Origin of the sequence: Sphingopyxis sp. LK2115 (genome assembly GCF_014595975.1) — a bacterium.
In the GTDB taxonomy this organism is placed as follows: Bacteria; Pseudomonadota; Alphaproteobacteria; order Sphingomonadales; family Sphingomonadaceae; genus Sphingopyxis.
On record NZ_JABWGQ010000042.1, the window covers coordinates 1 to 21,159 of the forward strand.

General features: G+C 65.7%; 14 protein-coding genes and 1 tRNA gene. 9 read left to right on the forward strand and 6 right to left on the reverse strand.

Going from position 1 to position 21,159, the window contains the following annotated elements:
* Positions 1–43: 43 nt before the first annotated feature.
* Together HUW43_RS07935 and HUW43_RS07940 are read right to left on the reverse strand one after the other, a co-directional pair.
* Positions 44–133, reverse strand: a tRNA-Ser gene (locus HUW43_RS07935).
* Between the two features lie 81 nt (positions 134–214).
* Positions 215–3,451 carry an amidohydrolase family protein gene (locus HUW43_RS07940; RefSeq protein ID WP_188236890.1) on the reverse strand — a complete coding sequence of 1,079 codons (3,237 nt, stop codon included), beginning with the start codon at positions 3,449–3,451 and terminating at the stop codon, positions 215–217.
* A 52-nt stretch (positions 3,452–3,503) separates the two neighbouring features.
* Between HUW43_RS07940 and HUW43_RS07945 the strand changes: the two genes are divergently transcribed.
* From HUW43_RS07945 to HUW43_RS07975, 7 genes are all read left to right on the forward strand, one after another.
* Positions 3,504–4,772 carry a CaiB/BaiF CoA transferase family protein gene (locus HUW43_RS07945; protein WP_223181380.1) on the forward strand — a complete coding sequence of 423 codons (1,269 nt, stop codon included), beginning with the start codon at positions 3,504–3,506 and terminating at the stop codon, positions 4,770–4,772.
* Between the two features lie 75 nt (positions 4,773–4,847).
* On the forward strand, positions 4,848–5,729 hold the full coding sequence (gene yghU, locus HUW43_RS07950) for a glutathione-dependent disulfide-bond oxidoreductase (protein WP_188236891.1): 882 nt from the start codon (positions 4,848–4,850) through the stop codon (positions 5,727–5,729).
* Positions 5,730–5,892: 163 nt separating this feature from the next.
* Positions 5,893–6,336 carry a TadE/TadG family type IV pilus assembly protein gene (locus HUW43_RS07955; protein ID WP_188236892.1) on the forward strand — a complete coding sequence of 148 codons (444 nt, stop codon included), beginning with the start codon at positions 5,893–5,895 and terminating at the stop codon, positions 6,334–6,336.
* Between the two features lie 2 nt (positions 6,337–6,338).
* On the forward strand, positions 6,339–7,967 hold the full coding sequence (locus HUW43_RS07960; RefSeq protein ID WP_188236893.1) for a TadG family pilus assembly protein: 1,629 nt from the start codon (positions 6,339–6,341) through the stop codon (positions 7,965–7,967).
* 126 nt (positions 7,968–8,093) lie between these two features.
* Positions 8,094–8,984 (forward strand): PAS domain-containing protein, encoded by an 891-nt coding sequence (locus HUW43_RS07965; protein ID WP_188236894.1) that lies wholly within the window; start codon positions 8,094–8,096, stop codon positions 8,982–8,984.
* Positions 8,985–9,135: 151 nt separating this feature from the next.
* Positions 9,136–10,329 (forward strand): acyl-CoA dehydrogenase family protein, encoded by a 1,194-nt coding sequence (locus tag HUW43_RS07970; protein WP_188236895.1) that lies wholly within the window; start codon positions 9,136–9,138, stop codon positions 10,327–10,329.
* Positions 10,330–10,436: 107 nt separating this feature from the next.
* Positions 10,437–11,576, forward strand: a complete 1,140-nt coding sequence (locus HUW43_RS07975; protein ID WP_188236896.1) for an acyl-CoA dehydrogenase family protein — start codon at positions 10,437–10,439, stop codon at positions 11,574–11,576.
* 111 nt (positions 11,577–11,687) lie between these two features.
* Here HUW43_RS07975 and HUW43_RS07980 read toward each other — a convergent pair whose 3' ends face one another.
* The 4 genes from HUW43_RS07980 to HUW43_RS07995 form a co-directional block, all read right to left on the reverse strand.
* Positions 11,688–14,177 (reverse strand): TonB-dependent receptor domain-containing protein, encoded by a 2,490-nt coding sequence (locus tag HUW43_RS07980; RefSeq protein WP_188236897.1) that lies wholly within the window; start codon positions 14,175–14,177, stop codon positions 11,688–11,690.
* A 2-nt stretch (positions 14,178–14,179) separates the two neighbouring features.
* Entirely contained in the window at positions 14,180–15,115 is a 936-nt protein-coding gene (locus HUW43_RS07985) for a FecR family protein (protein WP_188236898.1), read from the reverse strand.
* The gene (locus tag HUW43_RS07990) at positions 15,105–15,626 is read right to left on the reverse strand and encodes an RNA polymerase sigma factor (protein WP_188236899.1); all 522 of its coding nucleotides are present in this window, start codon (positions 15,624–15,626) and stop codon (positions 15,105–15,107) included. Before HUW43_RS07990 ends, HUW43_RS07985 begins: the two co-directional genes overlap by 11 nt.
* A 233-nt stretch (positions 15,627–15,859) precedes the next feature.
* On the reverse strand, positions 15,860–19,075 hold the full coding sequence (locus HUW43_RS07995) for an autotransporter outer membrane beta-barrel domain-containing protein (RefSeq protein ID WP_188236900.1): 3,216 nt from the start codon (positions 19,073–19,075) through the stop codon (positions 15,860–15,862).
* Between the two features lie 195 nt (positions 19,076–19,270).
* Between HUW43_RS07995 and glk the strand changes: the two genes are divergently transcribed.
* Together glk and HUW43_RS08005 are read left to right on the forward strand one after the other, a co-directional pair.
* Positions 19,271–20,245, forward strand: a complete 975-nt coding sequence (gene glk / locus HUW43_RS08000) for a glucokinase (RefSeq protein ID WP_188236901.1) — start codon at positions 19,271–19,273, stop codon at positions 20,243–20,245.
* Positions 20,246–20,367: 122 nt separating this feature from the next.
* Entirely contained in the window at positions 20,368–21,108 is a 741-nt protein-coding gene (locus HUW43_RS08005; protein WP_188236902.1) for a gamma-glutamyl-gamma-aminobutyrate hydrolase family protein, read from the forward strand.
* Positions 21,109–21,159 lie beyond the last annotated feature (51 nt).

Here is a 21,159-nt window from a genome sequence, read left to right on the forward strand (position 1 = left end):
AGGCCCCCAACGGGAGCCTCATCTCGGGTTCGCTACAAGATAATGGCGGAGAGTGAGGGATTCGAACCCTCGGTACCCTTGCGGGCACTTCGCATTTCGAGTGCGACGCTTTCGACCACTCAGCCAACTCTCCTCGCTGAGAGGAGAAGCCCCTAGCGGCGGTCCGTCCTTGTTGCAACCCTCTGGTCACAAAAAAGGACGGACCGGATGGCGATCAGGGCCTTTCGGCTTCCCACCAATAGGGCTGACGCTTGCGCGTCCCTGTTTCCGCCTCGTTCATCGTCTTGGGATCGAACAGCCGCCCGCCGAGCATGACGCGGTGGATCTTTTCGGTATTGCGGATGTTTTCGGTGGGGTCGGCGTCGAGGATGAGCAGGTCGGCGAGCTTGCCGACCTCGATCGACCCCACATCCTTTGCATAGCCGAGCGAGGTCGCGGGCATGATCGTCGCGGCGCGCAGCGCGTCGATATGGCTCCACCCGCCGCGCACGAACGACCAGATTTCCCAATGCGCGCCAAGGCCCGCCTGCTGGCCGTGCGCACCGATCGATACCATGCGGCCCGCCGCGGCGATTTTGCCGGCCTGGCGCGCGGCGTCGTCGTCGACATAGTCGCTTTCGGGCGCGATCACACGACGCTTGTTGTTCGCAGCAAGCTCGGTCGGCGGGATATGCTTCGTCAGGATCGGATGTTCCCACACATTTGTATGCGCGCGCCAATAGGGATCGCCCGCGGGACCACCATAGGTGACGACGAGCGTGGGCGTGTAATCGACCTGCGTCTGGCCCCACAGCTGCACGAGATCGCGGTAGAAGATATGCAGCGGGATATTGTGCTCGACGGTCGAATTGCCGTCCTGGATGAGCGAGACGTCCATCGTGTAGAGCGAGCCGCCCTCGGGCACGACGGTCAGTCCTTCGGCCTGCGCCGCCTTCACGACCATCTGCCGCTGGTCGCGCCGCGGCTGGTTATAATTCTTGACGCTGTGGGCGCCCTGCGCCTTCAGCCGCCGGACATGCGCGAGCGCGTCGTCATAGCCGTTGATCTCGGCATAGACGCCCGCCGCCTTGGCGCCATAGATGATCTCGCCCGTCGAAAAGATACGCGGGGCGAGGATCAACCCCGCGCGCTGCATTTCGGACGAGACGAAGATTTCCGACGCGCGCGACGAAGGGTTGTGGCTGGTCGTCGTCCCCATCGCCAGATTGGCGATTTCCGACCAGTTCTGCTGTGGCACCAGCTCGTCGGCGCCATGCGGACCATGCGCATGGGCATCGACGAAGCCGGGGATGATCGTCTTGCCGGTGGCGTCGACGGTCACGGCGCCCGCGGGAGCGGTAATCCCGGCCGCGGGGCCGACCGCGGCGATGCGGTCGTTCTCGATCAGGATCGCGCCATTTTCGATCACGCCGCCGTCCTTGTCGGCCATGGTGACGATCTTGGCTCCGGTAATGAGCACCGTGCCTTTATGTTTCGCCGCCGCTTGCGTCATCGCGAGCGACACGCCGTCGGTCGGCGGCGTGAACTTCGGCGCCTTGGCGTCGGTGGGGGCATTGGCGAACAGGCTCGGCAGATCCGCACTGAAAAGCGTCGCGCCACGACTCCAGTGCAGGCGTCGCCCGTTGTCCGACCAGTGGATATAGTCGGCGCCGCTGCCCGACACGCGCGTTACCGGCAGCGCGCCGTTCCTGGTGCCGAGCGACACGTCCTGCCCGCCGGGCATCAGCGGCGTGACATACGCGTCGTAATTCTGCCGAAAGGCAAGGGTGCGGCCGTCGGGCGATATTTCATAGTCGCTGATGAGCTCGCCATTCGCGTGCACGCGCTTGTCCTCGCCATTCAGGTCGGTGCTCACGAGCTGGCTCTTGCCGTCGGCGGCGGTGACCATGAAGATGCGGTCATTCGTGGCGCCGAACTGCGGTTTTGCCCCGTCGCGGCTGATGAGTTGGACGGCACCGCCGGACGCTGCGATGCGATAGATGCCGGGATTGTCGCCCCAGCGCGCCGAAACCAGCCCGCCGCCGCTGCGCCGTTCGAAAACGATCGTCTGGCCGTCGGGCGAGAAGCGCGGTTCGGCATAGTGGCCGGGTGTTGCCGTCACCTTGCGCGAACGCCCGCCGCTGGCGCCCGTCACATGGATTTCGCCAAGTCCTGCATCGGTCCAGCGCACAAAGACGATCGACCTGCCGTCGCGCGACCAGCTCGGCCACAGTTCCATCGCCGCATCCGTGGCCGAGGTGAGCCGTCGCGCGGTGCCGCCGGTGGCGGGCTTGACCCACAGCTTGCCGAGCGTCTCGAACACGATGCTGCGCCCGTCGGGCGACACTTCGGCCCAGCGCGGCATTTTGGTGATGAAGCTGTCGGGGGCGACCTCGACCGCCGGATGAATCGCATCGACGATCACGCGGTCGTCGTCGATGCTGAACGGGATGATGCGCGCCTCGCCGCCGTTCGCACCGACGCGGCGCAGCTTGCCGCCCGCCCAGAACAGGATGTCGCGGCTGTCGGGGGTCCACGCCATGTTCGGATAGACGCCCGTGACTGCCCAGGTTTCCTGCACGTCCTGGTCGAGCGCGTCGTAAAGCTTGGTTTCGGCGCCCGAGGCGAGATCCTTGACATAAAGTTTGGACAGCGCGCCCTCGCGCCGCACGAAGGCAAGGCGCCGACCGTCGGGCGAGGGCGTCGGGCGCACCGCCCCGCCGTTGCCCGACGCCGCGGTGCTTATGCTGCCGTCCTCAAGGCTGTAACGTTCGATGTGGAACAGGTCGGTGTTGCTGTCCTGCGCATATTCGAAGATCGGCCCCGGCGTCACATTGCGCGTGTAATAGACGCTCTTGCCGTCGGGTGCGAAAATGGGTTCGCCGAGTTCTTTCTGATGCCGCTCGTTGGGTTTCTTGACCAGCGGCACGCCCGCGCCGCCCGACACATGATATATCCAAATCTCGCCCGTGCCGAGCGAGCGACTGGTGGTGAAATGCTTTTTGGCGACGAGGAATTGTCCGTCGGGCGACCAGCCTGGCTGGTTGAGCAGGCGGAAATCCTCTTTCGACACCTGCCTTTTGTCGCTGCCGTCGCGGTTCATGATCCAGATATTGTCGCCGCCCCCACGGTCGGAGACAAAGGCGATGCGCGACCCGTCGGGCGAGAAGCGCGGCTGATGTTCATAGGCGAGTCCCTCGGCGATGCGCGTCGGTTCGCCGCCATCGATCGGCATCGTATAGATGTCGCCCAGAAGGTCGAAGGCGATGGTGCGGCCGTCGGGGGCGACGTCGACGTTCATCCAGCTGCCTTCGTCAACCGCAATGGGCACTTTACGGGTGGCCATGCCTGGCGGGGCGTTGACGTCCCATTGATCCGCTTTCGCTTCGGCGGTCGGAGCGGGCGCGCTCTGCGCCCAGACCGAGGTCGAACAAGCCAGAGTCGCCGCAAGGGCGAGATCGAAGCGCGCCATGATATGATCCCCGTTTGAAATTATCGACCAAGCATATGATCGCCGTCCGAACATGCAAGCCGACGCTTTCGACGAAGCCACTGGTCGGCTCGACGGGCGGCTGCTAGCCCGGTGGAAAGATGCAGGAGGGGGAGGGGACAGTGTGCCGCTGACGGGAATAAGGGTGCTCGATTTCGGCCGCTATATCGCCGGTCCCTATTGCGCGGCGCTGCTTGCCGATTATGGCGCCGATGTCATCCGCATCGAGGCGCCCGGCGGCAACGACGATCGCTATACGGTGCCCGTCGCCGAGGATGGATCGGGGGCGATGTTCATGCAGATGAACCGCGCCAAGCGCTGCCTGACGCTGAAACCGGGGAGTCCGGACGGCCGCGAAATCGTCCGCCGCCTCGTCGAAACCGCCGATGTTGTGATCGCCAATCTGCCGCACGAAACGCTCGTCAAGCTCGGCCTCGATTACGACAGCCTCTCCGCGATCAATCCGCGCATCATCCTCGCCACCGCCTCGGCGTTCGGCAGCGAAGGGCCGCTGGCGAGCCGCGTCGGCTTCGACGCGGTCGGACAGGCGATGTCGGGAACGGTGCATCTGACCGGGACGCCCGACCAGCCCTATCGCGCGCAGGTCAATTATGTCGATTTCGGCACCGCGCTTCATTGCGCTTTCGGCGTGATGCTCGCGCTGCGCGAGCGCGAGGCGACGGGGAAGGGGCAATGCGTGTCGGGATCGCTGCTCGGCACCGCCCTGGCGCTGTCGAATGCGCTGACGATCGACCATGCGCTGAACGGGATCGAGCGCCAGCCGATCGGCAATCGCAGCTTCAGCTCCGCCCCGACCGACCTGTTCCGCACGCGCGACGGATGGATCGTCACGCAGATCGTCGGCAACGGCATCTTTGCGCGCTGGGCCGGACTCGTCGGGCGCCCCGCGCTGGTCGACGATCCGCTTTATGCCAGCGACATATTGCGCGGCGACAATGGCGCGGAACTGAGCGCGATCATGCAGCGGTGGTGCATCGAGCGAACGAGCGCCGATGCGATCGCCGAACTCGCGGCGGCGCGCGTCCCCGCCGCGCCGGTCTTGCGCCCCGGGGAGGTGCTGGCGCAGCCGCAGGTCGCGGCGATGCGGCTCGTCGAGCCCGCCGATTATCCCGGCGCGCACGGCCCCGTTCCCGTCATCCGTGCGCCGATCCGCCTGTCGGAAAGCGAGAAAGTCGCCGCGAAGCGCGCACCGCGGCTGGGTGAGCATAGCGACGCGATCCTGACCGAGATCGGCTATGACGCCGACGCGATTGCGGCGTTGCGCGCCGCAAATATAATCTGATCCGCGAGGGTGGACAGCGCGCGTGCGGCGACTTAAGTTACCGGTCGGTATAAAAATGAGCCAAGGAGCTTTTCGATGACCGATAGCAGCGAATATGTGCCGCCGAAAATCTGGACGTGGGACAAGGAAAGCGGCGGGCGTTTCGCCAATATCAACCGACCGGTCGCGGGGCCGACGCACGACAGGGAGTTGCCCGTCGGCAAGCATCCGCTCCAGCTTTATTCGCTCGGCACCCCCAACGGCGTGAAGGTGACAGTGATGCTCGAGGAATTGCTCGCGGCGGGTCACAGCGGCGCCGAATATGACGCCTGGTTGATCAACATCGGCGAGGGCGACCAGTTTTCGAGCGGATTCGTGGGCGTCAATCCGAACAGCAAGATCCCCGCGCTTGTCGACCGCAGCGGCGCCGAGCCGGTCCGCGTCTTTGAATCGGGCGCGATCCTGATCCATCTGGCGGAAAAGTTCGGTGCCTTCCTGCCGACCGACACCGCGAAGCGCGCCGAAACGCTGTCGTGGCTGATGTGGCAGATGGGCAGCGCGCCCTTCCTGGGCGGCGGTTTCGGGCACTTCTATGCCTATGCACCAACAAAGCAGGAATATCCGATCAATCGCTATGCGATGGAGGTGAAGCGCCAGCTCGATGTGCTCGACCGGCGCCTTGCGGAGAGCGAGTTTATCGCGGGCGGTGACTATACGATCGCCGACATGGCGATCTGGCCCTGGTATGGCGCGCTGGTGAAGGGGCTGGTCTATGACGCGGGCGAGTTTCTGCAGGTGCAGGAATATCGGAACGTCCTGCGCTGGACCGACCAGCTTGCCGCGCGCCCGGCGGTGAAGCGCGGGCGCATGGTCAACCGCGTGACGGGCGACCCGGCAAGCCAGCTTCGCGAACGCCACGACGCTTCGGATTTCGAACTGCGTACGCAGGACAAGCTGGAGGCCGGCGAGAATGCGTAATTTGCGCAGAATGCGACGACGCCGGCGTTAACCTTTTGGTGAAACGCCGCGGTCTGGGGCGGATGGCCCCGTTCGTCACCGGCTGACCCTTGTGTAAAATGCGCAGAATCGGCGTTGAGCAGCCTCGACGCCGATTTTACGCCGCGCGGGCAAACTGCCCGCCATGACAGGTTCGACCCGATTTCCGCGGTTCGTCCGCCCGATCGCCCTGACTGGCGTGACGCTGACGCGCGGGGAACGCGGCGCCGCGATCGTCGAAATGGCGCTTGCGCTGCCGTTGCTCCTCGCGTTGCTGATGGGCATTCTGGTCTATGGTCATTATTTCATGCTCGCGCATATGGTGCAGCAGGCCGCGAACGACGGCGCGCGCGCGGCGATCGTCGGGCTTGACGCCGCCGACCGGCGCGCCGTGGCCGAACGCGCGGTGGGGCGCAGCATCGATCCGGCGGCGGGCACGCACAGCGTCGCGGTGTCCGAAAATGCCGAGGCGATCACCGTCGCCGTCACTTTCACCGCCGCCGACGATGCCTTTCTGCGGTCGACCTTCGTTCCGGCGCCCGATCATGTGATCCGCGCGCAGGCGACCTTTGAGTTGCCGGTCGATTGAACATGGCGATCCGGTTGCTTCCCGAAGCGCTGATCCGCTGCCGCCGCGCGGGAATCAGCATCGCCGGGGCGCTTGCCATGCCAATGCTGATCGGCGCGGCGGCGCTCGCGGTCGATGTCGGTTCGCTCTATCTCGACCGGCGCAAGTTGCAGGGGATCGCCGACGCGGCGGCGCTGGCGGCGGCGGGCCGCCCCGGAGAGGAGCGCGCGGCGGCCGAACGGATCATCGCCGCCAATTGCACCTGCGTCATCCGCATCGATACGCTGGCGGCGGGCACCTACACCGCCGACCCGGCGCTTCCGGCTGAAGCGCGCTTCGCGGCGGGCGGGGGTTCGCCGAACGCAGTTCGGATCACGCTGTCGCAGGACCGGCCGCTGTTTTTCGGCGGCTTTCTGACCGGGCGGCGCGACAGCATCATCCGCGCGACCGCGACGGGCGCGCGGCGCGGCTATGCCGCCTTTTCGCTGGGATCGCGCGTCGCGGCGCTGAACGGCGGCGTGGCGAATGCGCTGCTGTCGGGGCTGACCGGCGGCGCGGTCAATCTGTCGGTGATGGATTATCACGCGCTTGCGAGCACCGACATCGACCTGCTCGCATTTTCCGAAGCGCTGCGGACCGAGATCGACGCCGATGTTTTGACCTTTGGCCAGACGCTCGACAGCCAGGTGACGCTGCCGCAGGTGGTGTCGGCGCTCGCGAGCGCATCGAGCGGCGATGCCGCGAATGCGCTCAATCGGATCGCCGATACCGCCTTGCCGCGCCGCCTGGTCCCCTCGCGCGCGATCGACCTTGGCCCGCGCGCGTCGAGCATTCGCGTCGATGCGGCGAACCCGGTAAAGGTCAATGCGCTGAGCCTGCTGCGCACCATGCTGCTGCTCGGCAGCGCGGAGCGGCAGGTCGACCTGTCGCTGGCGAGCGATTTGCCGGGCGGATCGGGGATCGACGTCGCGCTGCTGATCGGCGAACCGGCCGCCGATTCGCCGCTGATCGCGGTAACCGATACCAATGATGTGATCATTCGCACCGCGCAGGTGCGGCTGAAAGTCGACACGCGCGTTGCGACCCCGCTGGCGAGTGTCCATATCCCGCTGCTCGCCGAACTGGGCTCGGCCTCGGCGCGGATCACCGACATCGATTGCACGCCGAACAGCAGCGCCGCGGTGACGCTGGGTGTTGTCACGTCGCCCGCCATGGTGGCGATCGGGACCGTCGACGATGGTGATTTCGCCGACATGCGGCGTCCGCTCGATCCGGCGCCCGCGCGCCTCGTCAAGCTGCCGCTCGTCAGCATCGACGCGCAGGCCGAAATGACGCTGTCGGACCTCAATGAAAAACCCGTCGCCTTTTCACGCGGCGAGATCGATGACGGGACGGTGAAGACCGTGTCGAGCAGCGGGCTGGTCGCGGGTGCGGCCCAATCGCTCGCCGACGACCTGGAACTCGACGTTAATGTGCTGGGGCTGGGGCTCAAACTCGGCGCGCTGACCGCCGTGGTCGGTGAGACGGTCGCGCTCGCCGCGCCCGTGCTCGACGATGTGCTCGGCGACCTCACCGGCCTGCTCGGTCTGCATCTTGGGCAGGGCGACACGCGGGTGAACGCGCTGCGCTGCGGTCGTGCGCGGTTGGTGTGATCGATCGCGCCACGGCGCCATTTCGGACAGGTCCACCGCGGCTTTTCATCCCTTTCCGACCGAAATTGCCGCAAGGCGCGCTACAGAAGAACAGGTGCAGTCCGGTTATCAAAGGGCGACGAAGCGATGATACAGGAACCGCAACGGGTCTCGGCAGCGGATTTCATCCGCGGCTTTGCCAATTGGCGATTGCAGGCGGCGCGCAAGCCCGTCGTGGTGACGCACCATGGCAAGGACGCGCATGTGCTGATCTCGCTCGACGATTATCGCCGACTGGACGGTGGCGACGCGCGCGACATCGCCGCGCGGGGCGACGCGTTGCAGGCCTCGCACGCGGCGTTGGTCGAATCGATCCGCGACGCGGTGATTCTGATCGACCCGGCCTGGCACATTGTGGCGGTCAACCCGGCGGGGTGCGACCTGCTCGAACGGTCGGCCGCCGCGTTGATCGGTGAAGCGCTGGCGGCGACGCTGCCGGGGCTGGAAACGGGCCTGCTTGCGCATCGGCTTACGCGCCTGATCGATCATCGCGAGCGTTTTTCGGGTGAGATTCCGGGCGTTGTGCGTCCGGGCCAGTGGCTGCGGATTGATCTGCTTCCTGTCCCCGTCGGCGGCGCGATCGTCCTGCGCGATGTGAGCGCGGCGATGGAAGAACATGCCGCCGCCGACGCGCAGCGTGCCTTGTTGCAGGCGATCGAGGTCGACGGGGCGATCGGTCACGCGCGCATTTCGGTGCGCGAAACGGTCGAGAGCGCCAATGCGGCGCTGATCGCGATGATCGGCGTCGATGCCGCGGCGATCCGGCGCGTGCGCTTTTCGGCGCTGATGCCCATCGGGCATCGCCGGCGCTTTGTCGAAACGCTGGAATCGGTGTTTCGCACCGGCACCGCCGAACGCATCACCGCCGAACTGGTGACGCGCGAGGGGACGGCGCTGCCCGTCACCCTGTCGATCGCCGAAATCCGCGGCACCTATGCCAGCGAGGGCGCGGTGATCGCCGTCACCGCCGCGCGCTGATTCCGTCCGGTCCCGGTGCATTGCGCCGCCGCTGGACACGCCCCCTGCAAAGCGCAATCATCGATCGCAAAGCGTTGCGGGTTGCAACTTGCCGTTTACGTAAAGGTTAGCGCTCGATATAAGGGCGCCAGTGCCCAATGGGAGATTCGATATGGACATGGAGTTCAGCCCCGAAGACCTGGCTTTCCAGCAGGAAGTGCGCCAGTTCATCGCCGACAATTATCCCGCGGAGCTTCGCGGCAAGCAGGACGAGGGTGAAGAGCTGTCCAAGGAGGATTTCCTCTCCTGGCACAAGATCCTGTACAAAAAGGGCTGGATCGCCCCCGCGTGGCCGGTCGAATATGGCGGCACCGGCTGGACGCCGACGCAGCGCTTCATCTGGTCTGAAGAAACCGCGCGCGCCGATTGCATCCGCCTGATGCCCTTTGGCCTCGCGATGGTTGGCCCCGTCATCTACACCTTCGGCACGCCCGAACAGAAAGCCCATTTCCTGCCGCGCATCCTGTCGGGCGAGGATTGGTGGTGCCAGGGTTATTCGGAACCTGGTTCGGGCAGCGACCTTGCCTCGCTCCGCACCACCGCGGTCCGCGACGGCGATCATTATATCGTCAATGGCCAGAAAACCTGGACGACACTGGCGCAGCACGCCGACTGGGGTTTCTTCCTTGTCCGCACCGACAAGGACGCCAAGCAGCAGGAGGGCATTTCCTTCCTTCTCATCGACATGAAATCGCCGGGGATCACGGTGCGCCCGATCATCACCCTGGGCGGCGAGCATGAGGTGAACGAGGTATGGCTGGAGGATGTCCGCGTCCCCGTTGCCAATCGCGTTTACGAGGAAAACAAGGGCTGGACCTGCGCCAAGTTCCTGCTCGCGCATGAACGCACGGGAATTGCCGGCGTCGCCGCGTCGAAGCGCGGGATCGAGAAGGTGAAGGCGATCGCGCGCACCGAACTCGACGGCGACAGGCCGCTGCTCGCCAATCCTTTCTTCAAGCGCAAGGTTGCCGAGCTGGAGGTCGATCTGACGGCGCTTGAGTTCACCGAGCTGCGCAGCCTTGCCGGCGCCAACGCGGGCAAGGGACCGGGCCCCGAATCGAGCCTGCTCAAGATCAAGGGCAGCGAAATCCAGCAGCGGCTGACCGAGCTGACCCTCGAAGCCGTGGGCCATTATGGCGCACCTTATTTCCGCGGTTTCGGGGAAGGCGACAACGAGCATCCGATCGGACCCGACTATGCCCACCGCGCTGCGCCGACCTATTTCAATATGCGCAAAACGACCATCTATGGCGGATCGAACGAGATTCAGCGCAATATCATCGCGAAAATGGTGCTCGGCCTCTAACGCCTGCGGCGCCCCCGCGCCGGCGGGGGCCGCGATCGGCTTTACGCAGCACTGCATCAGGAACCTATAGCGGCCTCCGCCTTCGCGGGGGCGACGGGGACATAAAAATGGATTTCACCTATACCGAAACGCAGGACATGATCCGCGACACGCTGGCGCGCTTCCTTGCCGACACCTACGACTTCGAATCGCGCCAGAAGTTCATCAATAACGGGCAGGGCCGCGATGCGGCGATCTGGACCGCGCTGGCGCAAGAGCTGGGGATGCTCGGCGCACCCTTTGCCGAGGAACATGGCGGTCTCGGCGGCGGCGCTCTGGAAAATGCGATCGTCATGGAGGAACTGGGCAAGGTCATCGCGATCGAGCCCTATCTGCCGACCGTCGTGATCGCGGGCGGCGCGCTGAAAGCGGTCGGCGGCGCGCAGGCTGACGCCGTGATCCCCGAAATCATCGCCGGCAATGCGATCGTGGCTTTTGCCTATGCCGAACCGCAGGGGCGCTATGACCTCGCCAATCTCAAGACGAGCGCCAGGAAGGATGGCGCTGCCTATGTCCTGAACGGCCACAAAAGCGTGGTCTATGCGGCGCCCTGGGCAACGCATCTGCTCGTCACCGCACGCAGCGGCGGCGGCCAGCGCGACAGGGATGGCGTTTCGCTGTTCCTGATCGACGCCAAGCTGCCGGGCATCGTGCGCCGCGACTATCCGACCGTCGACGGCAACCGCGCGTCGGAGATTTATTTCGAGAATGTCGCCATCCCCGGCGATGCGCTGCTCGGCAGCGAGGGCGGCGCGCTGCCGCTGATCGAGCAGATCGTCGATGAAGCCACCGTGGCGGTGTGCGCCGAAGCGACGGGCGTGATGCAGAAGCTGCACGAAGGCACGCTCGAATATACGCAGCAGCGCAAGCAGTTCGGGGTGCCGATCGCCAAGTTCCAGGTGCTCCAGCACCGCATGGTCGACATGTTCATGGAGGTCGAACAGGCGCGCTCGATGACGATCATGGCGACGCTCAAGCTGGGCCTGCCTGCGAACGAGCGCATGGCGGCGGTGTCGGCTGCGAAAAACAAGGTCTCGCGCGGGGCCAGGTTCGTCGGCCAGAACGCGATTCAGACCCACGGCGGCATCGGCATCACGCAGGAACTGGCGATCGGCCATTATTTCAAGCGCGCGACGATGATCGAGGGCCAGTTCGGCACCGCCGATTATCACATGGATCGTTACGAGCGGATCACGCTGGCCGATTGACGAAATCGGTTTTCGGCCGGTTACGGCCATAATCCAAAGCAAAACCTCTCCCCTTCAGGGGAGGGGTTCAAACGCCGCTACTGTAGTTCCCCGCCGCAAAGCGGACATTCGCTAATAGGCCACGTCCACCGCAATGCGCAGCGTGCGGGGGCGCAGCGGGGTCAGGAATCCTGCATTGCCTTCGACGAATGGCGTGCCGAGCGAGAAGCGATTTCCCCGTGAATCGAACAGGTTGGTGAGTGTCAGCGACAGGCCGCGGCGGTCGTTGCCGATGCGCATCGCAAGCCCCGTATCGACATAATCGCCCTGGCTTTCGCCGAGGAGCGGGCCGATGCCGAGCCTGGACGGACCGATATAATTGGCCCAGCCATTGATGCGAAAATCCTCGTCGCCGACGTTCGTTGCGTAATTTATCGAGCCGCGCACGGCATGGCTCGCAACATTGGGGATGCGGCCCAGCCGCGCGGGCGCTGCTGCGAAAACGGGCAGAATCTCCGGCGACAGATCATCGACGCGGCTGTGATTGTAGACCGCGCCCAGTTCAAAGGTCAGCGCGTCGGTCGGCCGCATTGCGAGCGCCCCCGACAGGCTGGTGATGCGGCCGTCGCCGATATTGGCGGTGGTCGGAAAGCCGTTGCTGTCGATGAAATCGGCCTGGATGTTCCGCCAGCGGCTGTGCGACACGGACAGGGTCGCGTCGAGCAGCGTCTGCTTTCGGTCGCCGAAGCGCACGCCCGCTTCCCATGTCCGAACCCGATCGTTCCTGAAACGCCGAACGAAATCGCCATCGACGGCCAGCCCGCCGGGACGGAAACCCTCCTGATAGCGCGCGTAGAGACGCAGATTGTCGAGCGGCATCGCGAGCAGCGACGCAGAGGGCAGGAGGTCGGTTTCGTGCCGCGACGCCGTCGTCGCGCGCCCGGCCTCGGCGAGCGCGAAGGGCACATCCTCGGCCGTGCCGCCAAGCCGCACATGCGACAGCCGCAGCCCGCCCGAGGCGACGAGGCCGGGCAGCAATTCCCCGGTCGCTTCGGCAAAGCCCGTCCATTCGGTGACGCGGTTGGTCACGCCCGGCAGCGGTGTGCGGAGCGTTCCATAGGCATATTCGCGGTCCTGACGCGCGCGATTGGCGATGAAGCTCGCTCCGACGACCCAGCCGAACCCGTCATGATAGGGGCGCCAGAGCCGGTTTTCGCTGGCGAACATCCGCGTCGCATTATGCTGTTCAAGCCGCCGCGGCACATCGCGCGACGGGGTGATGTCGATCGGCGCAAAGAGGCGCCGGACGTCGATGGTGCCGACGGCCGCACCCGGTCCGGCACCATCGCTTTCGCCGTCAGACGGCAGGCTCGCATCGAAGCGTTCGGACAAACGGTGGTCGATAAAGGCGTTCGACGACTGAAAGCGCAAATCGCCCCAATCCTTCATCACCACGAGCGTCCCAAGACCGTACCGCGTCTTCGCCGGTTGCTCGATCATCGAACGGCGGGTGAGCGGCGCCGCGTCCTTGTCGGCATATTGCGCGTCGTCGGAGGTGATCGACTGATAGATGCCGCCGATATCGACCGCCCAGCCGTCGCCGGCTTCGATCCGAAAGATTCCACGGCCGCCGCGGATATGAACGCGGTTGACGTCCTTCTGTCCGCGCAGTGGATTGTCGATATAGCCGCCATCGGTGATCATATAGCCGACAAGGCGCAGCGCATGGCCGTCCTCGCCCACCGGCAGGTTCGCAATGCCCGCGATGTCGCCGCCGGGATCGCCGTGCTGGGTCAGCGCGACGCCCGCAATCGCCTGCACCGTCGCGCCGCGCGGATCGGGCGCTTTCGGGATGACGCGAATGATCCCGCCGAGCGACCCGGCGCCATAGAGCGTGCCCTGTGGCCCTTCGAGGATTTCGACATTGTCGACGTCATAGAGGCGCAGGTCGGGGTCGGGGGCGTTATAGCTGAGGCGAATATCGCCCAGATATTGACCGACGGTGGCCTGCGTCGGTCCGGTGAAGCTTGAATCGGCGATACCGCGAATGAACAGCTTGTTGCGCCCCGAACCCAGATGGGTCGAAGAAACGGTGGCGGTGCGCGACAGGATCGAATCCATCCCGCGCTCGCCCCCGAACGCCAATTCGCCGCCATCCAATTGGGTGACGACGCCGGCGAAATGCGAATAGGGAAGGTCGGCCTTCGACGCGGTGACGATGATCGTGTCGGCCGCGGCGGCAACCACCTCGTTCGCGGGTTCGCGCGCGCGCGGCTGAGGCGCCTGCCGCGGCGCGGGTGCGGCATGGGCGCGCTGCGGAGCCGGGCGACGTTCGATGCGCCAGCTTGTCGCACTGACGCGGACGGCATGCGCATCGGTCCCCGCGAGCAGGCGGCGGATCGCTTCGTCGACGGGCATTCGCCCGCGCACCGACCGGACGCGCGCTTTCCACAGCCCGGCGTCGGTGACGCTGATACTGACGCCGCCCTGTCGGCTGATCACCGGCACTACGGCCGACAGGTTGCCGCCGCGCACGTCGAAGGCGCGTTCTTCGGCTGCCTTCGCCTGCATCGGCAGGCAAAGCACGATCGCTGCTGCGACAAGGCCAAGGCGCCTTTCCATCGTCAGCGCGTCAATATCCAGCCATCGCCGCGCCGTTCGGCGCGAGTTCCCGACAGTGCGGCGAGGTCGGCGACCGTGCGGCCTCGATCCTTGTCGACGATCAGCGCGCCGCGGAACGACACCGCGGCCGCGTTGGGCGCAATACTGATCTGAATTGCCGCGGTCCGGCGCAGATCTTCGGCAACGACCGACAGCGGCGCGCCATTATAGACGAGCAGGCCGCTCCGCCAGCCGCCGACGTGGGCGATGTCGACGTCCTTCACCACTGGCGGCGCGCTGGCGTCGTCGCGCGCGTCGAGTCCCTTGCCTGCGGTCAGTCGGACATTGTCGCGATCGGGATTGTAAAGAACGACGCCTTCGGACACCGCAACCGATGTCGTCCGGTCGCGTCGCACGACGTTGAACGCGGTGCCCAGGTCGACGATCCGCGCGCCGCCCGTCTCGACGACAAAAGGATCGCCGTCGCGGTGCGCGACGCGGAACATCGCCTCGCCCGATTCGAGACGCGCAAAGCGCGGGCGGTCATCGTCGATCTCGACCACCGAACCGCCGTTGATGTCGATCGTCGACCCGTCGGCAAGGGTGATCGTTCGATGTTCGCCCGCCGCGGTTTCGATACGGCCGTCATTGCCCAGAAGGCCGGGCAGCGAAAGGCCGATGGCGCCGACGAGCGCTGCGGCGATGGCGCCGCCGAACCAGCGCCGCCCTGTCCGGCGCGGCGGCAGGGGCGCCTCGGCTATCGTTGCAATCGGCGGGGTGCGCGGCAGCATATCGAGGTCGCGGTCGAGGCTGGCGATCGCGTCATAGATTGCGGCATGGCGCGAGTCTTCGGCCAGCCACTCGGTAAAGCCGTCCCAATCGTCGAAGGCCGGATCGCGCTGGCGGACCAGCCAGTCGATCGCGCGGGCTTCGGCGGCGCTGTTCGGTTCATCCGCCATCGAACTGCCTCCTCAGCGCGGCGAGCGCGGCATAAACTTTGCGAAGATCGGCTTCGACGGTGCTCAGGCTGACCCCCATTTCGCGGGCAATCTCGCGCTGCTGCACGCCATCGATGCGAAAGCGGCGAAAGATGCGCGCGGGCCTTTCGCCGGTTGCCGCAATCGCCGCGTCGGCGAGCGCGAGTTGTTCGCGCGAGATCAGCGACGCCTCGCTCGACGGGCTGTGCAGCGCCGCGCTCTCGCCCCACGCCTTGTCGCGAAGGTCGCGCCGGTGCGCCGCGCGGTAGCGATCAAGCATCAGATTGTTGGCCGCGCGCATCACATAGGCAAGCGGATCGGCCACCGGGCCCACCCCGCGTTCGGTCAATCGCATCCACAGATCCTGGAACAGATCTTCGGCACTGTCGGCGGCGCCGCGCATTTCCAGAAACCGCAGGATGCGGTCGCGATGGGCGAGCAATATGCCTTCAATGCCCTGCAAGGCGTCGCTCTGATCGCGCGGCTCGGTCATGACTTGTTTGCTTTGGAATGCCATTTCTTGCCGGAACAGGCCGCATCGCCCCGCGGCAAAACACCCTTTGGGCTTGCGGTCATATAACGCCGATGGTCGGCCACGCAACTGCGCGGCGGGAAAAGCAAAGAGGTCGGCGGCAAGCATCTGGCGTGTCATTTCCTGAAACCAAGGCAAGGGGGAAGCGGGGTAGGGGTTCCGCTTCCCCCTTGCGGACGGGTCGGTCCGGGGGGCTAGAGACCGACCCGCAGGCTCGCACGGAACGCCCAGCCGACATGGCTTTGCTGTTCTTCCGCGGACAGTTCGCCGGCGAACTGAAAGGCCGAGTTGCCGGCGATGCCGCGAAGGCGGCCGACCCAGCCGCTCGTGCGATCATCGGGAATCAGGGTGAAGGGCGTGCCATCCTTGAACGAGGCGGTCGTCGCGCCCAGCGTGCCGCTGACGATCTGACGGCGCCCGCCTTCGAGCTCGAAACGTGTCCAGCCGTCATATTCGTCGGCGCCGCCGAACTCTATGCCGAGCGTAACCGTGCCCGTCACCGCCAGCTCGTCGCTGTCGCGATCGAGCACGGTGAGGTCAAGCGCGTCGCCACCACCCGTTTCCTGATAGCCGTCTTCCTGAAGCTTGAAATAATCGACCGCGACCATCGGACGCAGCGTCAGCCCGCCGACGCGCGTATCATATGCGACCGAGCCTGACGCCGACCACAAGGTTGCGTCCCACTTGCCCTTCATCGTTTCCTCAATGTCCTCGGCGCCTGCTTCGGCGCGGAAGATGCGCGTGCCCTTGAGCTTCACCGGCGCGCCCGACACGCGGGCGTGCGCCATGAAACCGTCGGAGCGCAGGCGCCAGTGCAACGCGCCTTCAAACTGGCTCGTGCTGACTTCATTGGCGTTGCTGCCATTCTTGTCCTTGCCGCTGAGAAAGGCGATCGAGCCGCCGAAATTGCCGACGTCGCTCTCGATTTCGGCGCCGAGCGAAATGCCCCAGCCGCTGACGTCATAGCTGGCGGTGTTGCCGATGCCCTTCGACGTGCCCCACACCGCCTGATTGACCCAATAACCCCATTTGCCCTCGTCCTGATAGGGCGCATTGGGATCAAGGAGGTGGCGGCCGAGCGCGCGCGAGCCCGATGTGACGGTTTCAAAGACGCCGCCTTCATGTTCGGGCAGCATCTGCTGAAGCTGGGCGCGGAACTGATCACCGTCGGTGATGCGGAGGAAGGCGTCCTCGATCTTCTGTTCGGCGACGACCGCATCGAGCACGGCGTCGAAAGCGCTTCCTTCCGATCGGTTGAGGCCAAGCTCGTTCACGCTCTTGCGCTTGACATCGACGATCAGCTGGGTGGCCGTTGATGTGAGCGTGCCCTTGTAAAGAAAGGGAAGGAGGGTCTGCGACGCGGTCAGATTATTGGCGCCAGTAATGGACCCGGCGGTGAGCACGATATGCCTGCCCTCGGCTTCTTCGATGCTCGACAATTGAAGCGCCAGCTTTGATTCGGCGCCGAAACTGGCGTTTCCGGTCACTTGCAGGGCGGTGCCCGTGCTGCCTGTGTCGAGCATGACGCCGAGCACGCCCTTGTCGGTCACGGCGAGCGATGCGATCGTCGCGGCACCGCGCACATCGAACGTGCCGCCCCGGACCGACACGGCCAGTCCCGACGAGTTGGCAAGCGTGCCGGAAAAAACCGACGTGCCGCCGATCGTCAGCGTATCGGCGCCGCCGCCGAAGTCCGCCAGCCCGTTGAACTTTGCCGTCCCCGCCAGCGTCATCGTATCGGCGCCCGCGCCGAAGCGCGCGTCGCCTGCATAGGTAGCATCGCCCGACAGCGCCAGGCGGTTGTTGCCGGAGCCGAAAAAGCTGTCGCCCTTCACCGACCCGTCGGCGATGTCGAAAACATCGTTGCCGCCGCCGAAGCGCACGTCGCCAACGATGCTGGGGGCGGTTTTGTCGGCCGCAACCGCGGTCTGCCTGACCGTCGCGCCCGCGCCATTCGCCGACAGGTCGATCGCGATATTGCGGTCGGAGGTGGCCGCCGCGCCGCTTGCGCTGATCGCGCCGCTGTTCTCCACCATGTCGACATTGCCCGACAGGTCGACGATAGCGCGCGCGGTGCCATTGTCGCCGCCGGTCTTGGCCGCGATTGCGCCGCTGTTGCGGATCAGCGCGACATCGGCGCCCGCTCCAATGATCACCGCGGTCGCAACGGCGCCCGACGCATTGCCGCCGGTGGTCGCCTCGATCTTGCCTGCATTGCGCAGTTCGGGGGTCACAGCGCCGTTCCCGAAACGGATCGCGGTCGCCGCCGCATCTTTCGACTGGGCCGCGACGCTGCCGGTCGCGCCGATGCCCACACCGCCGGCGACGGTCACCGCGCCGCCAAGCCCGCCGATCTGGATCGCATTGCCGTCCTTGCCCGCATAGAGCCCGTTGCCGAGCACCGAACCGTCGATGATGATGCCCAGCCCGGTGCCCGTTCCCGCAACGGGACCAATCGCGACATTCCGGCCGGAAGCGCCGATGCGAACGGCTGCCGCCGATCCAAAGGAGCGGACCGTTGCCGATCCTTCCTTGTCGTCGTCGATGCCGTCCTTGTCCTCATCCTTGTCGGTCGGGCTCGAATCCTTTGGCGGAACCGCCAGGATGATGCCGCCCGTCACATCGCCTTCGACCGCCAGCGCGGAGCCGCCGATCAGCAGGTCGTCGGCATCGAGCTTTGACGGATCAGCGGGCGGCGCGGTAAAGCGATAACCGGTCGCGGTCAGATTGCCCTGCACGACGAGCGCGCCGGTGATGTCGCCACCAAGCCGGGCGGCGACCGCATCGACGCCGGTGGCGGCGATCGTGCCGGCGAGGCGAACATTGCCGGTGACGTTCTGAAGCCCGACGCTCAGCGCGCGGTCGCCCAGCACGCTGATCGTCCCGTCATTGGTGAAACCGCCCGTCAGCGGGCCGCCAAGCCTTATGCCCGCCGAATCATTGCCTTCGATCGCGATCGCGCCCGAATTGATGATATTGCCGGTAAAGGCGCCCGCTGTCGCGATGCCGACGCGATTGCTGCCGATCGCGAACGGCCCGTCGAGGTCGCCGTCATTGTCGATATCGGTCGCGGCATAGGTTTCGTCGATCGTGATCTTGCCCGATGCGCTGTTGGTAATGCCGCCGGTCGTTCCCGCATTCGCCAATATGCCGGTCGCGCCGTTGCGATTGCTGAACTCGATCGTGCCTTCATTGACGACCTTGTGATTGCTGTCGATCGTGACCGCAGGACCGCTGACCGTGGGCTTGATCGACCCGGCCGAGGTGATCTTGATGTCGTCGGGCGTCCCCGACTTGATCGTCGACGTCCGCACCGGCGCCGTCGTCGCGGTGCTGATCGTCGTTTCGGCGTAGGCTGCGGTCGAGATAAGGGTGGCCAGACAGGTGGAGGCCAGCAAGGTCTTGCGCATCGGGTTCCTCTTGAAATCGGGCCGGGAGGCATCCCGGCGACAATCCCAAGACGGAGCGCGACGGCGCGAACCTTGGAAAAAATATGCGGGCGGCGGGGGACGTCTGCTGCCGCGCATAGCTATGCCCTGTTGCATCGCGTTGGGCCATCGCACATGCCATCGCCGTAAAGGCCAGACAGGCCGACGGGGAGAGCCATGAGCAAGCAGATCGTCACGGTCGACATCGGCGGCACGCACGCCCGCTTTGCGATTGCCGAGGTCGAGGGCGGTCGCGTCCGTTCGCTCGGCGAGGCGACAACACTGCATACCAGCGATCATGCGAGTTTCCAGACCGCGTGGCAGGATTTCGAGCGCCAGCAGGGCGGCACGCTGCCGCGCGCGGTCGCGATCGCGATCGCCGGGCCGACGCGCGGCGACATCATTCGCTTCACCAACAATCCGTGGATCATCCGACCCGCACTGATCGGGGAGAAGCTGAACGTCGACGCCCATGTCGTCGTCAATGATTTCGAGGCGGTGGGCCATGCCGTCGCGCAGGCGGACGAAAGCTATTTCGAGCGGCTGACCGGTCCCGACGAACCTTTGCCGGCCACCGGCACGATCAGCGTCATCGGCCCCGGCACTGGACTGGGCGTTGCGCATATCTGGCGCGACGAAAAGGGTTATCGCGTCCAGGCGACCGAAGGCGGGCATATCGACTTTGCACCGCTCGACAGCATCGAGGATGCGATCCTTGCCAGGTTGCGCAAGCGGCACCGGCGCGTGTCGGTCGAACGCATCGTGTCGGGGCCAGGGATCGTCGACATCTATGAAACGCTGGCGATGCTCGAAGGACGCGCGGTGACGCCGCTTGACGACAAGGCGATCTGGACGGCGGCGCTCAGCGGCGACGACAGCCTTGCCGCGGCGGCGGTCGATCGCTTCTGCCTCTCGCTCGGCAGCGTCGCGGGCGACCTTGCACTGGCGCAGGGGGCAAGCGGGGTGGTCATCGCGGGCGGCCTGGGGCTGCGCATCCGCGACAGCCTGGTGCGCTCGGGCTTTCCCGAACGCTTTATTGAAAAGGGACGGTTCGAAGGGTTCATGGCGGCGCTGCCGGTGAAGCTCATCACGCACCCGCAGCCGGGGCTGTTCGGTGCCGCCGCGGCGTTTGCGCGGCAATTTGCGGGATAGGTCGGGCACCACGTTTCGACCGCTCGCGCACGTTTACTTTCCTCCCCGCTCCCTTCAGGCCGACACGACTCGCGTCGCACATTTCGCTGGCGCCCGTGCCGAAAAATCGGCAGCTAGAAGGCATGTCCGCGCGCCCCGTTCTTGGCATCATCGCCTGCAACCGCACCATCGGCGTCGAAATCGCACAGGCGGTGATGAACCGTTATGCGACCGCGGCGATGCGCCATGCCGATTGCGCCGCGCTCATCATCCCGTCGCTCCCCGATCTGATGCGCGCCGACGAAGTGGTCGGGCGGCTCGACGGCGTGCTGCTGACGGGGACGCCGTCGAATGTCGAACCGGCGCGCTACGGCGATGCCGCGACGGGCGAAGGGCCCTTCGACCCCGATCGCGACCGGATGATGATCGGGCTTGTCGAATCGGTCATCGCGGCGCAGCGACCCCTGTTCGGAATCTGCCGCGGCTTTCAGGAAATCAACGTCGCGCTGGGCGGGACGCTGCGCCGCGATACGTCGGCAAGCGCCGAGCTGCTGCATCATCATGCGCCGGACGATGTGCCGTTCGACGCCATGTTCGACCATCGGCACACCGTCGATCTGGTCGCAGGCGGCCTGCTCGCCTCGGCCTATCGGGCGCCGTCGCTGGAGGTGAACTCGGTTCATTTCCAGGGGATCGGCAAACTCGCGAACGGTCTGGCGGTCGAAGCGCGTGCGCCCGACGGGCTGGTCGAAGCCTATAGCGCCCGCCCGAATGGCGCGCCGCTGCTCGCGGTGCAGTGGCACCCCGAATGGCGGACCGACGGCGATGCGCAGAGTCAGACCTATTTTCACCTGCTCGGCCGCGCGTTAAGAGGCGAATTATGAACCGCCGCGTTACCCGTTACGATCGCTATCTCGCGCGCATCAGCTTTTCGC

What these genes read in the sequence shown, in the direction of transcription:
- HUW43_RS07940 (WP_188236890.1), bottom strand. Translation starts at nt 3,451, where the DNA reads ATGGCGCGCTTCGATCTCGCCCTTGCGGCGACTCTGGCTTGTTCGACC.
- HUW43_RS07945 (WP_223181380.1), top strand. Translation starts at nt 3,504, where the DNA reads ATGCAAGCCGACGCTTTCGACGAAGCCACTGGTCGGCTCGACGGGCGG.
- yghU (WP_188236891.1), top strand. Translation starts at nt 4,848, where the DNA reads ATGACCGATAGCAGCGAATATGTGCCGCCGAAAATCTGGACGTGGGAC.
- HUW43_RS07955 (WP_188236892.1), top strand. Translation starts at nt 5,893, where the DNA reads ATGACAGGTTCGACCCGATTTCCGCGGTTCGTCCGCCCGATCGCCCTG.
- HUW43_RS07960 (WP_188236893.1), top strand. Translation starts at nt 6,339, where the DNA reads ATGGCGATCCGGTTGCTTCCCGAAGCGCTGATCCGCTGCCGCCGCGCG.
- HUW43_RS07965 (WP_188236894.1), top strand. Translation starts at nt 8,094, where the DNA reads ATGATACAGGAACCGCAACGGGTCTCGGCAGCGGATTTCATCCGCGGC.
- HUW43_RS07970 (WP_188236895.1), top strand. Translation starts at nt 9,136, where the DNA reads ATGGACATGGAGTTCAGCCCCGAAGACCTGGCTTTCCAGCAGGAAGTG.
- HUW43_RS07975 (WP_188236896.1), top strand. Translation starts at nt 10,437, where the DNA reads ATGGATTTCACCTATACCGAAACGCAGGACATGATCCGCGACACGCTG.
- HUW43_RS07980 (WP_188236897.1), bottom strand. Translation starts at nt 14,177, where the DNA reads ATGGAAAGGCGCCTTGGCCTTGTCGCAGCAGCGATCGTGCTTTGCCTG.
- HUW43_RS07985 (WP_188236898.1), bottom strand. Translation starts at nt 15,115, where the DNA reads ATGGCGGATGAACCGAACAGCGCCGCCGAAGCCCGCGCGATCGACTGG.
- HUW43_RS07990 (WP_188236899.1), bottom strand. Translation starts at nt 15,626, where the DNA reads ATGACCGAGCCGCGCGATCAGAGCGACGCCTTGCAGGGCATTGAAGGC.
- HUW43_RS07995 (WP_188236900.1), bottom strand. Translation starts at nt 19,075, where the DNA reads ATGCGCAAGACCTTGCTGGCCTCCACCTGTCTGGCCACCCTTATCTCG.
- glk (WP_188236901.1), top strand. Translation starts at nt 19,271, where the DNA reads ATGAGCAAGCAGATCGTCACGGTCGACATCGGCGGCACGCACGCCCGC.
- HUW43_RS08005 (WP_188236902.1), top strand. Translation starts at nt 20,368, where the DNA reads ATGTCCGCGCGCCCCGTTCTTGGCATCATCGCCTGCAACCGCACCATC.